Source organism: Sphingomonas sp. OV641, assembly GCF_900109205.1.
GTDB lineage: Bacteria > Pseudomonadota > Alphaproteobacteria > Sphingomonadales > Sphingomonadaceae > Sphingomonas.
In genome coordinates this window covers 23974-37691 of record NZ_FNZB01000001.1, presented here as the reverse complement: position 1 = coordinate 37691, position 13718 = coordinate 23974, and the positions used below count along the sequence as shown (strand labels likewise).

Below are 13718 nucleotides of genomic sequence, written 5' to 3'. Positions count from 1 at the left end.
GTTCTTGTCGATTATTCGATGAAGGCCTCGACCCTGTCGTGTCGACCGGACAGGAAGGCGTCCGCGACCAGCCGCAACGGTGTGATGTCAACATCACTGGCGCCAACCTGCACGAGATCGGCGAAGCGGGCGTAGAGCGCGGTATATTCGGCATGGTCCCCCACGGCGGGGAGCGTGGCGTCGCCATCGGGTAGCGCGAGTTCGTCGCCGCCCTTGGACAGCGTCAGCGTGCCGGCGTCGGTCTCGACCGCGACATCCCAGCTTTGCGGGCCTTCCTGGCGGAAATTGAGGTTTATCGCGACCGGCACGCCCGCGGTGTCGCGGAGCGACACGCGGGCCGCGATCGGAGCGGCGAGGTTCTCGGGGATATCTAACGCCGCCTGTTCGACGACGAGCGGACGCGGCAGGATGTGGGTGACGATCGACAGCGCATTGATGCCGGGATCGAAGACGCCGAAGCCGCCGGGCTCCCAGATCCACTGCTGGCCGGGGTGCCAGACGCGCACGTCCTCGCGCCATGCCACTTTTACGGCGCGGATTTCGCGCTCTGCCAGCCAGGTGCGGGCGGGTTCGACTGCGGGGGCGTAGCGCGAGTGCCAGCTGGCGAAGAGGGTGACGGCCTGCTCCTCGGCGGCGGTGCGGAGCAGTTCGACTTCGGCGAGGGTGGAGGCGGGCGGCTTTTCGAGGAAGACGTGCCAGCCCTGCGCAATCGCGTGCAATGCGACGGCACGGCGGACCTGAGGTGGGGTGCAGATCGAGACGGCGTCGACCGCAATGCCGCTGGCGATCAGGTCGGCGAGATCGTCGAAATGCGGCGTGCCATCAATCCCTTGGCCGTGCTTGCTGACGGTCGCTGCAAGCGTGAAGGCGGGGCTGGCCTGCACCACGGGGAGGTGCTGATCGTGAGCGATCTTGCCGAAGCCGATCAGGGCGAGGCGGATGGTCATAGCTGGTGCACCGTGATGGATTCGGTAGGCGCGATCTCGAGGCGGTTGCGGAGCGGCAGGGCGAAGGGATCGGCGGTGATCTCGAACACATCGCCCGGCTGCGTCCGCACACCGTCGGTGAACGACAAGGTGGCGGTGCCGAAGAAATGGACGTGGATATCGCCGGGGCGGCGGAAGGGCGCGTATTTGAAATGATGGGCTTCGAGGTTGGCGATGTGGTGGGACATATTGTCCTCCCCGGTCAGGAAGGGCTTTTCCCACAGGCACTCGCCGTTGCGCAGGATGCGGCTGGTGCCGCGGATGTCGGCGGGGATCGGGCCGAGCAGCAATTCGGCGCCGAGCGCGGCCTGGCGCAGCTTGGAATGGGCGAGCCAGAGATAGTTGTGGCGCTCGGTCACATGGTCGCTGAACTCGTTGGCGAGCGCGACGCCGAGGCGGAACGGGGTGCCGTCCTCGCCGATCAGGTAGATGCCGGCGAGCTCGGGTTCCTCGCCGCCGTCCTGGGCGTAGGCGGGCGAGACAAGTGGCTCGCCGGGGCCTTTCAGCGCATCGCCCGGGCCTTTGTAGAACCATTCGGGTTGCTGGCCGGCGTTTCCGGGGACGGGCTTGCCGCCCTCAACGCCTTCCAGAAACATGCGCATCGAATCGGTCGGATGGTCGGCGCTGGCGGCAGCCTTGTGCATCGCGTCGCGGCCTTCGGCGGAGCCGAGATGAGTGAGACCAGTGCCGGCCATCATCAGGCGGGCGGGATCGGGATGGTCGATCGCGGCGAGCAGGCGGCCGGCGGCGAGTTCGGCGTGGAGGTCGACGGCGCGGTCGGAGCGGCGCGCCGCGGCAGCTTCGGCAAGTGTGGTGGCTTCGGCGATGGCGAGGCGCGCGAGATCGCGAGTGGTCGCCACGCCATCGAGGAAGACGGCGGTGGTGGCGTCGGCGAGGATGACCGAGCGGGTGCCGTCATCGGCGCGGTGCTGGAGGAGCCGGTCCGTCATGCGAGCGCCGAAATGTAGCGGCGGGCGTCGGTCGCGACGTCGGTAGCTGACTTGCCGGGTTTGTAGAGGTTGGAGCCCAGGCCGTAGCCACTGGCGCCGGCGGCCTTCCAGTCGGCCATATTGTCGGGCGTGATGCCACCGACTGCCAGCACGGGGACGTCGCGGGGAAGGACGGCGCGCTGGGCCTTGAGCATCGCCGGCGTGGTGCCGTCGGCGGGGAAGAGCTTCAGCGCGGTGGCACCAGCGGCGAGTGCGGCGAAGCCCTCGCTGGGCGTGAAATAGCCGGGCATCGAGATGAGGCCGGCGGCGACGGTGGCGCGGATCACCTCGGGGTTGGTGTTAGGGGAGACGACCAGCGTGCCGCCTGCCTCGGCGACCTGCGCGACCTGATCCACCGTCAGCACGGTGCCGGCGCCGACGAGCGCGCGGCCGGCGAGGCGATCGGCCATCAGGCGAATGCTGGCGAGCGGATCGGGCGAGTTGAACGGCACCTCGATCAGCGTGAAGCCGGCGTCGGCGAGCGCGTCGCCGATCGCGGGCGCCTCGGCGGGGGTGAGGCCGCGCAGGATCGCGACCAGCGGACAGGCGGCGAAAGCCTGGGCGAAATTCATTGCAGTTGCTCCCGGAGCGTGTGGATGCCGGCGAGGAAAGCCGTTTCGCTGTCGATGGTAATGGTGCGCGCGCCGGCCTCACCGATCGCGGCGGCGTAGAGGGTGGCGAGCGCGCCGCGGCCGAGCAGGTGGACGGTGCGGCCGGCGAGATCGCGGCGCGCAGCGGCGTCAGCGCCGATCAGGATGCCGCTGGCGAAGCTGGCGGCGTCTTCGGCTGCGCGGGTGCCGAGCAGGACGGACGCGCGAATCTCGAACAGGGCCGCGGTTAGATCCCCTGCCTGCCCGCGCGCGAGACCGTCGCGGAAGGCGGGGCCGTCGGCGACCGGGCCGTCGAGCATGCCGGCGAGGATGCCGTGCGCTTTCAGAAGAGCGAACAATTCGCCGGTCATCGCGGTGGTGAAGTCGGTGATCGTGCCGGCTTCAGCGACGATCCACTTGTTGTGGGTGCCCGGCTGGCAGAACAAGGCGTCGGCCGGGGCGAGGCCGGCGGCGATGGCCCCAAACACCTGCACCTCCTCACCGCGCATCACGTCGGCGCGGGACTCGTCGCAGCGCGAGATGCCGGGGAGGATCGTGACGCCCTGCCCGGCCTGTACCGCGCCGGAGGCGAGTGCGGCGGAATCAGCGGGCGCGGCGACATAGGGAACGTCGTGCCAGCCACGCGTCGAGCCGATCATGCCGGCGGCGAGGATCGGCAGGTCGCCGTGGGCGGCGCGGATCGCGGCGATCTCGGCCGGGTAGCCGCCGGCGGGTACGGCAAGGACGCCGCGATCGTCCTGCGCGCGGTGGAGCAGCGTGCCGTCCGCCGCCAGCGCATAGACGCGGCGGTTGGTGGTGCCCCAGTCGAGCGCGAGATAGGCGGCGTCAGGCACGCGTGGCGGCCTCCACCTCGACCGGCTGGTCGAGCGATACGGTTACCTTCGATCCCCACAGCGCGTAGAAGAGGATATATACCTCGCACGCGACGGTGATGAGGAACGACGGCTGGAGGCCGATCGTGTCGGCGATCTTGCCCTGGAGCGGCACCAAGGCCCCGCCGGCGATCGCCATGATGAGCAGGCCCGAGCCTTCCTCGGTCAGCGGGCCGAGGCCCTTGATCGCGAGGGTGAAGATCGTCGGGAACATGATCGAGTGGAATAGGCCGACGAGGATTAGCGCCCACATCGCCGCCTGCCCCTCCGCCACCACCGCGATCATCATCACGACGAAGGCGCCGATCGAGAAGCCGGCGAGCACCTTCGCCGCATCGACCTTCTGCATGATCGCCGAGCCGATGAAGCGGCCGACCATCATGCCGCCCCACAGCAGGGTGAGATACTGGCCCGCGCGCTCCGTGGTCATGTTGCCGATGTCGGGCTGGCTGACGAAGTTCACGAAGAGGTTGCCGACGCCGATCTCGGCGACGAGGTAGATGAAGATCGCCGGGATGCCCCAGACGAGGTTGCGATGCTTCCACAGCGAATGGTTGTGGCGGTCTTCCTTGGCGACGCGGCTGGTGGCCGAGCCCATCGCGGGGAGCGGGAAGCGCGCGATGACGATCGCAAGCACGACCAGCACGGCGGCGACGATGGCGTAAGGCAGCACCACCGATTGTGCGTCGGCGAGTCGCTCGGCTTCGGTCAGCACCGTGCCGTGCGCGGCGGTGCCGCCCTTCGAGCGGCCGAGGATCAGGAAGGAGCCGAACAGCGGCGCCAGCATCGTGCCCGCGGAATTCATCGCCTGAACAAGATTGAGTCGCGACGAGGCCGTCTCCGCCGGACCGACCACCGCGACATAGGGATTGGCCGCGACCTGAAGCAGCGTGATGCCGCTGGCGATCACGAACAGCATCGCGAGCGTCACACCATAGGACGGAAGGCTGGCCGCCAGCGTCATGCCGAGTGCGCCCGCCGCCATGATCGACAGGCCAGTGACGAGCGACTTCTGGTATCCGATCCGCTCGATCAGCTTGGCCGACGGGATAGAGGCGAAGAAATAGGCGATGAACCACACGCCCTCGATCAGCGTCGCCTGGAAATAGCTGAGCTCGAACACGCTGCGCAGATGCGGCAGCAAGGTACCGTTGATGACGGTGATGAAGCCCCACATGAAGAACAGGCTGGCCAGCAGCGTCAGCGCGGAACGATATGACGCCCCCGCCGGCTGCGCCATCGCGCTGCCCATCGAACCCGGCACCTGAGGCATTCCTCTCTCCCGCAACACTTATGGTAGCGCTACCTCCTTGTGCGCCGGCTGTCCATGAGCGTAAAAGGAAAAAGCGACCGGTCAATTCGCAAAGCCGGTTTGTTCGCGGAGGGGTTGGTTGAACAGGCATCTTGCAGCAACGGCGGCCATCGCGGCGTGGAGCGCTACCATCCTCGCCGCGCCCGCAGATGCGGCGACGGCCGACCGGGAATCGTTCGGCGCACTGCCCGACGGTACGGCGATCGAGTCAGTGACGCTGATCGGCGCCAATGGCGTGCGCGCGCGGATCATGACGCTGGGTGCCACGCTCCAGGCGCTGGAGGCGCCCGATCGCGACGGCCGCGTGGCCGACGTGACGCTGGGGCATGATGATGCGGCGAGCTATGTTTCGCACCCCAATTACTGGGGCCAGACGATCGGGCGTTATGCCAATCGCATCGCCGGAGGCCGCTTCACGCTGGACGGCAAGGCATATCAGCTGACGCTGAACGAAAAGGCCGCGTCGCTGCACGGCGGCACCGCCGGCTTCGACAAGCGGGTATGGCGGATCGTGTCGCTCCACGGCGGCACGGCAGCGCGCGTCGTGCTCGCGCTGACCAGCCCGGCGGGCGACCAGGGCTATCCCGGCAAGGTCGAGGCGCGCGTCACCTACACGCTGGATGATGCAGGCGTGCTGACGATCGACTTCAATGCGACCAGCGACGCACCGACAATCGTGAACATGACCAACCATGCGCTGTTCAACCTCGCCGGCGAAGGATCGGCCACCGGCGCCATGGGGCACCGCCTGACCATTCCTGCAGCCCGCTACACGCCGGTGAATGACGCGCTGATTCCGACCGGCGAGGTGAAGCCGGTGGCGGGTGGCGCGTTCGACTTCACCCGGCCACGCATGATCGGCGAAGCGATCCGCAACGGCAGCGATCCGCAGATCGTGCTCGGGCGCGGCTACGATCACAATTATGTGCTCGACAAGGGACAGACCACCGAGCCGCAGCTCGCCGCGCGGCTGGAGGATCCTGCGTCAGGGCGGGTGCTGGAGGTGCTCTCCACCCAGCCGGGTGTGCAATTCTATGCCGGCAACTTCCTCGACGGGACGCTTCGGGGAAAGCGCGGTCACGTCTATCGCATGGGCGACGGCATCGCGCTGGAGCCGCAGACATTCCCCGATACGCCGAACCAGCCGGCGTTCGGATCGGCCCGCGTCGCGCCGGGCCAGCCTTACCATCACAGCATGATCTATCGCGTCTCCGTGACGCGCTGACCGGAGTATCCGTATGACCGACCCGACCAACCCGCCCTCGCCCGCCAATCCGCCCAAGCTGCGCAGCCGGGCGTGGTTCGACAATCCCGACAATATCGACATGACCGCGCTGTACTTGGAGCGGTATCTGAACTTCGGGCTGAGCCTGGAGGAATTGCGCTCGGGCAAGCCGATCATCGGCATCGCGCAGACCGGCAGCGATCTTTCCCCGTGTAACCGCCACCACCTCGTGCTGGCGGAGCGGGTGCGCGAGGGCATTCGCGAGATGGGCGGGATCGCGCTGGAATTCCCGGTGCATCCGATCCAGGAAACGGGCAAGCGGCCGACCGCGGGGCTGGATCGCAACCTCGCCTATCTCGGGCTGGTCGAGGCGCTCTACGGCTATCCGCTCGACGGCGTGGTGCTGACCACCGGCTGCGACAAAACCACACCCGCGCTGCTGATGGCGGCGGCGACGGTCAACATCCCGGCGATCGCTTTGTCGGTCGGGCCGATGCTCAACGGCTGGTTCAAGGGCCAGCGTACCGGATCGGGCACGATCGTGTGGAAGGCACGCGAGCTGCTCGCGGCGGGGCAGATCGATGATGAGGGGTTCATCAAGCTGGTCGCCTCGTCGGCGCCGTCGACGGGTTATTGCAACACGATGGGCACCGCGACGACGATGAATTCGCTCGCCGAGGCGTTGGGCATGATGCTGCCGGGGTCGGCGGCGATCCCGGCGCCCTATCGCGACCGGCAGGAAGTGGCGTGGCGCACCGGACAGCGCATCGTGGAGATGGTGCGCGAGGATCTGAAGCCCTCGGACATCCTGACGCTGGATGCGTTCCACAACGCGATCATGGTCAACAGCGCGATCGGCGGGTCGACAAATGCGCCGATCCATCTGGCCGCGATCGCGCGGCATGTCGGCGTCGAGCTGCCGCTGAAGGACTGGGAGGATGTCGGGCACAAGATCCCGCTGCTGGTGAACCTGCAGCCGGCGGGCGAGTATCTGGGCGAGGACTATTATCGCGCGGGCGGCGTGCCGGCGGTGGTCGGCCAGCTGATCAGCCAAGGGCTGATCCGCGAGGGCGCGATGACGGTCAACGGGCGCACGATGGGCGACAATTGCCGCGACGTGGCGATCGAGGACGAGGAAGTGATCCGGCCGTTCGCGGCGCCGCTGAAGGAGGAGGCCGGCTTCCTGGTGCTGTCGGGCAATCTGTTCGATGCGGCGGTGATGAAGACCAGCGTGATCTCGGACGAGTTCCGCGAGCGCTATCTGTGCAATCCGGACAATCCCAATGCCTTCGAGGGGCCGGCGGTCGTCTTCGACGGGCCGGAGGATTATCATGCGCGGATCGACGATCCGGCGACGGGGATCACGCCCGAGACCTTGATGTTCATGCGCGGCGCGGGACCGGTGGGGTATCCGGGTGCGGCGGAGGTCGTGAACATGCGGCCGCCGGCTTACCTCATCACCGAGGGCGTGCATGCGCTGCCGTGCATCGGCGATGGTCGGCAGTCGGGCACTTCTGGCAGCCCATCGATCCTGAACGCTTCGCCTGAGGCGGCGGCGATGGGGGGACTGGCGCTGCTCGAGACGGGGGATCGGGTGCGGATGGATCTCGCCAAGGGTGAGGTGAACGTGCTGATTTCCGACGAGGAACTGACGGCGCGGCGCGAGAAGCTGGTGGCGGCCGGCGGGTATCAATACCCCGCCTCGCAGACGCCGTGGCAGGAGATCCAGCGCACGGTGGTGGGGCAGCTGAATACCGGCGCGATCCTTGAGGGGGCAGAGAAGTATCAGCGCATCGCCCAGACCATGGGACTGCCGCGGGATAACCACTGATCTGATGTGATCGGAACGCCCCTCCCCCGTTCGTACTGAGCCTGTCGAAGGACGTGCCCAACACGGTTCGCGCGCTTGGGACACGCCCTTCGACAGGCTCAGGGCGAACGGGGCTTAGGTGGTGCAATGAGGGAGAGGACACCGATGACCCAAGGACCGTCGCGGCGTGCCGTGATCGCTGCCGCGATGGCGGCCCCTGCCCTCGTCGCCGCGCGGGGCGGCGAGCGGGTGCAGCCGAACTGGCCGTCGCTGGTGCAGCATTATCGCTATCCCGACTGGTTCCGCGACGCGAAGTTCGGGATCTGGTCGCACTGGGGGCCGCAGGCGGTGCCCGAGCAGGGCGATTGGTACGGCCGCTTCCTGTACATGCAGGGCCATCCGATGGCCGACTTCCACCGCAAGACCTACGGTCATCCCACCAAATTCGGGATGAAGGACCTTTTCCCGCTGTGGAAGGCCGACCGATGGGAGCCCGAGGCGCTGATGCAGCGCTTCGTGAAGGCGGGCGCCAAATATTTCGTGTCGCTGGCGACACATCACGACAATCTCGATTGCTTCGACAGCAGCCACCATGCGTGGAACACGACGCGCATCGGGCCGAAGCGGGACGTCGTCGGCACTTGGGAGCGCGCGGCGCGGGCGGCGGGGCTGCGCTTCGGCGTGTCGAACCATATCTCGCATGCGTGGCACTGGTATCAGCCGGCCTATGGCTATGACCCGGTCGGGCCGCGCAAGGGCGAGCGCTATGACGCGTACCGGCTGACGGCGGCGGACGGGCGCGGGCAGTGGTGGGACGGGCTCGATCCGCAGGAGCTCTACACCGGCCGCCATGCCGTCGCCCCCGACGGGATCGACAGTATCGAGGCGATGAACGCCTGGCACGACAAGCACAACGGTCAGTGGATCGAAACGCCGCCGCCGGGCGACCGCCGCTTCGTGCGCCAATGGCTGTTGCGCCAGCAGGAGCTGATCGAGAAGTACAAGCCGGACCTTTGTTACTTCGACAATCACGAACTGCCGTTCGGCCAGACCGGGCTGGAGGCGGCGGCGCATTACTACAATCGCTCGATCGACTGGCACGGCAAGATCGACGTGGTGCTGACCGCCAAGCAGCTGAAGCCCTATGCCCGGTTCGGCGTGGTGCAGGATGTCGAGCGCGGCTTTGCCGACAAGCTGTGGGACGAGCCGTGGCAGACCGATACGTGCATCGGCGACTGGTTCTACAACCGCAGCCGCTTCACCGACCGGAGTTACAAAAGCGCCGAGGATGTGGTGCAGCGGCTGGCGGACGTGGTGTCGAAGAACGGCAATTTGCTGCTCTCGGTGCCGCAGGGCGGCGACGGCAGCATCGATGCTGAGGAGGAACGGATCCTCGACGATCTCGCCGGCTGGATGGCGGTGAACGGCGAGGCGATCTTCGGCTCGCGGCCGTGGCGGGTCTATGGCGAGGGGCCGACGCAGCTGACCGCCGGGATGCAGAACGAGGGCGCGTTCAAGGGCTTCGACGAACGCGACGTGCGGTTCACCGTAAATGGGGGCGCGCTGTACGTGCTGTTCCTGAAGCGCCCGGCGCGGCCGGTGACGATCGCGGCGCTGGCGGGCAAGCGGGTCGCGCGGGCGACGCTGCTCGGCGGCGGGCCGGTGACGGTGGCGCAGCGCGCCGGCGGGCTGGCGGTGACGGTGCCGGCGGGGGGCCGGTTCGTGCCGGTCGTGAAACTGGAGGGCGCGGGACTGTTTTAAGCGATGGCCCCGTACGACTCTATGTAGGCCAGGTTCGATCAGCGCGGCGGGTTCGGATCGGCCGGGCGCACCTGACGCGGCAGGCCCGCTGTACAGTCCAGCAGGTCGCGATCCCATTTCCCCAGATCGGCGGCAGCTTCATACGTGGACACGAGAAAGGCGAGCAGCGTCGCATCTCCATCGTCCGACGACTGCACAGCCTCGTACGGCAGTATGAACTCTGACAGGGCGTCGTGCCAGAACGCAGCATCAGGACGCGCCCTTGCGGTGGAAAAGCTATCGGGCGCAGGATAGGCATAGGCGTAGAATGCCGGGTAATCGACACCGCCGCCGCCCGGCCAGAAGCCGACGGATGATACTTCGCGGTCATAGGCCTCCTGGGCGACCGCATCGGGCAACGCCGGAACGCCACCGCCATGGCGCGGCGCACGTCGCCCCGAAAAACGCGTAACGGCAAGGTCGAAGCTTCCCCAGAACAGGTGCACCGGGCTGACCTTGCCCAAAAAGGAACTGCGAAACTTCTTGAATACGCGGTCGATGTTCAAGAGAGCCTGGTGGAACCGCTGCACGGCCTCACGATCATAGGGCCGCTCGAGGCTGTCCTCCACGAAGGGCACGGGATCAGCAACCTCGTTCGGTCGCCCGTCGAAGCGCGGCGTACCGCCGAGATCGGCCACCAAATCAACAAAGCGGCGGTGGAAGTCAGCGACCGTCGTCGGGCCAAGCGATAGAGACGACCTGCGCCCGTCGCTGCTGATCCCTTCAACTATATGTTCTTGAAGGTCGAACAATATCTCAATGTCGGTGCGATCGTTGATCGTCGACGTGGTTAGGCCCCGGGGTGTGACATAGAAAGTCGCGTGCCAGGAATGGTTGACCCATGGCGTATGCGCCAGTCGATATTTACCCACGACCTGCAAAAACAGGTGAAGCGCCGTACAGGTGTCGCGCCAACCTAGATAGTCGAGGTGCGGCCATGCGTTGCTCACGTCGGCTTCTCCCATCCAGGGCTCCGCGCCATTTCGAAGCAGAACCTGTTCTTTGCGGACATTCTGGACTGGTGCTGCGCACCAGAATAGCCCCGAACCAGGAAACGCTGTGTCACCGCCCGCACAACCTGGCCCCATTCTCCGGGCGTCTGTCGCCAAGTAAGCTCGAGCCTTTGTCTTCTCGACACGGGCGTAAAGCCTTGTCCTGCACTCCCTTGTGCATGGTCTCGCCGCACTACCCTCCCCGGCACGGACGGGGAGGGTAGCAGGTCGGTTTTACTTGCGCGCGATGGTCAGCGCGCGGCCGTTGTAGGTCGCCTGTGCATCGAAGGCGTTGTCGTCGGTGACCGGCTTGCCTTCACTCACCCAGCGCACGCGGATCTGACGGCTCGCCGGCATGCCCTTCCAGCCCTTGCCCTCACGCGCGGCGAGCGTCACCGTGCCGGTGCGGTCGTCGTAGCGAATGGGGATGCGGCTGAACGCGCCCTGCTTGTAGGCGGTGCTAGTGCCGTCGTCCTCGTAGAGCGAGAACTGGCCGTCGGCGCCGGTGTACACCGTGATCGTCAGCGGTGCGCTGCGGTCCTGGTCAGTGTATTGCATCACCGGCCCCATCGGCACGATCGCGCCGGCGCGGACGAACAAAGGCATGCGCTCAGCCGGCGCGGCAATCGTCGCGGTCTGGCCGCCGCGATACGTCTTGCCGCTCGAGAAATCGTACCAGGTGCCGGTGCCGGGGAAGTACACTTGGCGGCTGCGCGCCTTATACTCGGTCACCGGGGCGACGAGGAACGCGTCGCCGAACAGATATTCGTCGGTCAGGTCGCGCGCGGTCTTGTCCTGCGGGAAATCGGCGGCGAGCGCGCGCATGATGCTACCGTCCTTCATGAAGGTGTCGGCGCCCACGGTGTAGATGTACGGCATCAGGCGGTAACGCAGCTCAGTGTACCAGACCATCGACTGGCGCATCGGCGAGCCTTCCGGGCTGATCTCGTAGATCTCGCGATACGGGAATTCGCCGTGGCTGCGGAACAGCGGGCTGAACGCGCCATACTGGAACCAGCGCAGGTTGAGCTCGCGCCACTCGTCGAGATCGGCCGGCGTCGGTGTCTTCGACGCATAGCGATCCTCGAGCGCGAAGCCGCCGATGTCGTGCGTCCAGTTGGGGATGCCCGACATGGAGGCGTTCACGCCGGCGGAAATCTGCGCCTTGTAATCGAACCAGCGGCTGGCGACGTCACCCGACCAGATCGCGGCCCCATAACGCTGCAGCCCGCCGAAGCCCGAACGGGTGAGCAGAAACGGGCGCACGTCCGGCTTGAACGACGTCCAGCCATCGAAGAACGAGCGGGCGTTCATCAGCGAGAAGCTGTTAAAATATTCCGCGGCCGGACCCATGCCGGTCGGGCCCATAACCTTGACGCGCTCCTCGATCGACAGGTTCGAGTGGAGATCAGGCTCGCTGGCGTCCGCCCACCAGGCATCGGTGCCGAGCTTCGCCAGGCGGTCCTCGATCTGCTTCCAAAAGATGCGGCGGCCTTCGGGCTTGTAGGGATCGTAGATGGTGTTGAGGTAGCCTGGGCCGACCCAGTCCTTGTTCCCCATTTCCAGATTGCCCTTGTACACCGCGCCGGCGGCCTCGAGCTCCTTGTAGGTATCGGTGGTCGGATAGAATTTCGGCCAGACCGAGATCATGAAGCGCGCGTTGTTCGCGTGCACCTGATCGATCATCGCCTTGGGATTCTGGAAGCGCGTCGGATCGAAGCGGTGGCTGCCCCAATCGTCGTCACGCCAGTAGCGCCAGTCGAGCACGATATTGTCGAGCGGGATCTTGAGCTCGCGATACTTGGCGACGACGCCGACCACTTCGTCCTGCGTGTCGTAGCGCTGGCGCGACTGCCAGAAGCCATAGGCCCACTTCGGCATCATCTCAGACTTGCCGGTGAGCTGGCGATAGCCGGCGATTGCGCCGTCGATGCTGCCGTTGCCGGGGACGAACCAGTAGTTCTTGGTCTGGCCGATCTCGCTGGTGAACCAGATCGAGTTGCGGTCCTGCTGCGGCAGCGGATCGCTGTGAAGGAGCGCGATATAGCCGGCGTTGGGCTCCCATTCGATGCGCACGTTGGCGGCCTTGCCGGCGGTCATCGGCACGTCGAAGTTCGCGTACCAGGGGTTCCAGTTCTGGCGCCAGCGGTTGAGCACTTCCTTGCCGTCGACGAAGACCTTGAAATAGCTCGATCCGTAGAGCTGGAAGCGGTGCTCGCCGGTGGTGGTCGGCATCACGTCGCCGGTCCAGATCACCGTCTGCTTCTGCACGGCGTTGCCGGCGGTATTCTGCCCGCCGGTCGCCGCCTCGGTCTTGGCCTTGGCCGCCTCGGGCCAGTTCGCCTGGTCCTTGATATACTGATAGTTGATCGTGGCTTCCTGGCGGGTGACCACCGGCTTGCCGTCGAGGAAATATTCGGCCTTCCAGCCGGGTTTGCCGCCCGACGAGACCTTCATGCCCTCGCCGACGAACTGGTAGGGCTTGGGGTTGCCGAAGCGGGTGATCGAATTGTTGTCCCACAACAGGCCGTAGCCCTTGGTGGAGACAAGGAACGGCACGCCAATGTCCATGTTGTGCTGGGCGAGTTCGACGTCCTCGCCCAGATTGTCCATGAAGCCGTTCTGGTGCTGGCCGAGGCCGTAGATGCCCTCGTCGGTGCCGCGATTGAACTGCTGCGAGACGGTAACGAACGGCTTGCCGTCCGCGCTGGTGCGGCCGAAGGTGGTCGCGCCGCTTTCACCGAGCAGGACGTTGCCGGCGGTGTCGAGAAAGCGCACCTCGCCGGTGGCGAGCGCGATCTGCGCGACCGACTTGGGCGCGGTGATCGTCACATAGCCGCCCTGCTCGACCACAGTGAACTTGGGCGCGGCGGGCGGGTTTGGCGCCATCAGGCTGGCAGCGAGCGGGCCGGTCGGCATGTCGCGCGGGGTGGCGACGACGTGGATGATGCCGTCGCCATGCACCGTCACCTCGACGCGCGAAGACGGGCCGGACGTCGGCGTGACCGCCACACCATTAGCGAGCGCCTGATAGCCCTGCGCCGCGGCCGGCGAAGAGATAGCGCTACCAGTGAGCAGCGCCGCGACTAAAAACCTGTTCATTACTTTACCCCTCTGCATC

10 protein-coding genes are annotated in these 13718 nt (G+C 66.5%); 3 read left to right on the top strand and 7 right to left on the bottom strand.

Annotated features, from left to right (window positions below; genetic code table 11):
- Positions 1–11: 11 nt before the first annotated feature.
- From BMX36_RS00160 to BMX36_RS00140, 5 genes are read right to left on the bottom strand one after another with little or no spacing between them, the layout of a single operon-like run.
- Entirely contained in the window at positions 12–947 is a 936-nt protein-coding gene (locus BMX36_RS00160; protein WP_093063235.1) for a Gfo/Idh/MocA family protein, read from the bottom strand.
- Complete coding sequence (gene araD1, locus BMX36_RS00155) at positions 944–1936, bottom strand: AraD1 family protein (RefSeq protein WP_093063234.1); 993 nt, start codon at positions 1934–1936, stop codon at positions 944–946. The genes BMX36_RS00160 and araD1 overlap by 4 nt, the downstream gene beginning before the upstream one ends.
- The gene (locus tag BMX36_RS00150; RefSeq protein WP_093063233.1) at positions 1933–2547 is read right to left on the bottom strand and encodes a 2-dehydro-3-deoxy-6-phosphogalactonate aldolase; all 615 of its coding nucleotides are present in this window, start codon (positions 2545–2547) and stop codon (positions 1933–1935) included. Before BMX36_RS00150 ends, araD1 begins: the two co-directional genes overlap by 4 nt.
- Positions 2544–3419 carry a 2-dehydro-3-deoxygalactonokinase gene (locus BMX36_RS00145; RefSeq protein WP_093063232.1) on the bottom strand — a complete coding sequence of 292 codons (876 nt, stop codon included), beginning with the start codon at positions 3417–3419 and terminating at the stop codon, positions 2544–2546. Before BMX36_RS00145 ends, BMX36_RS00150 begins: the two co-directional genes overlap by 4 nt.
- Positions 3412–4731 carry a sugar MFS transporter gene (locus BMX36_RS00140; RefSeq protein ID WP_177178964.1) on the bottom strand — a complete coding sequence of 440 codons (1320 nt, stop codon included), beginning with the start codon at positions 4729–4731 and terminating at the stop codon, positions 3412–3414. Before BMX36_RS00140 ends, BMX36_RS00145 begins: the two co-directional genes overlap by 8 nt.
- 118 nt (positions 4732–4849) lie before the next feature.
- Between BMX36_RS00140 and BMX36_RS00135 the strand changes: the two genes are divergently transcribed.
- The 3 genes from BMX36_RS00135 (at position 4850) to BMX36_RS00125 (ending at position 9566) form a co-directional block, all read left to right on the top strand.
- A complete protein-coding gene (locus BMX36_RS00135) occupies positions 4850–5995 on the top strand; it encodes an aldose epimerase family protein (protein ID WP_093063231.1) in 1146 nt (381 codons plus the stop codon).
- A 13-nt stretch (positions 5996–6008) separates the two neighbouring features.
- On the top strand, positions 6009–7826 hold the full coding sequence (locus BMX36_RS00130) for an IlvD/Edd family dehydratase (RefSeq protein ID WP_093063230.1): 1818 nt from the start codon (positions 6009–6011) through the stop codon (positions 7824–7826).
- Between the two features lie 144 nt (positions 7827–7970).
- Complete coding sequence (locus BMX36_RS00125; RefSeq protein WP_093063229.1) at positions 7971–9566, top strand: alpha-L-fucosidase; 1596 nt, start codon at positions 7971–7973, stop codon at positions 9564–9566.
- A 38-nt stretch (positions 9567–9604) separates the two neighbouring features.
- Here the strand turns inward: BMX36_RS00125 and BMX36_RS00120 are convergent, their stop codons facing one another.
- Both BMX36_RS00120 and BMX36_RS00115 read right to left on the bottom strand, forming a co-directional pair.
- On the bottom strand, positions 9605–10555 hold the full coding sequence (locus BMX36_RS00120) for a DUF5996 family protein (RefSeq protein WP_093065068.1): 951 nt from the start codon (positions 10553–10555) through the stop codon (positions 9605–9607).
- A gap of 276 nt (positions 10556–10831) precedes the next feature.
- Entirely contained in the window at positions 10832–13699 is a 2868-nt protein-coding gene (locus BMX36_RS00115; protein ID WP_093063228.1) for a glycoside hydrolase family 31 protein, read from the bottom strand.
- Positions 13700–13718 lie beyond the last annotated feature (19 nt).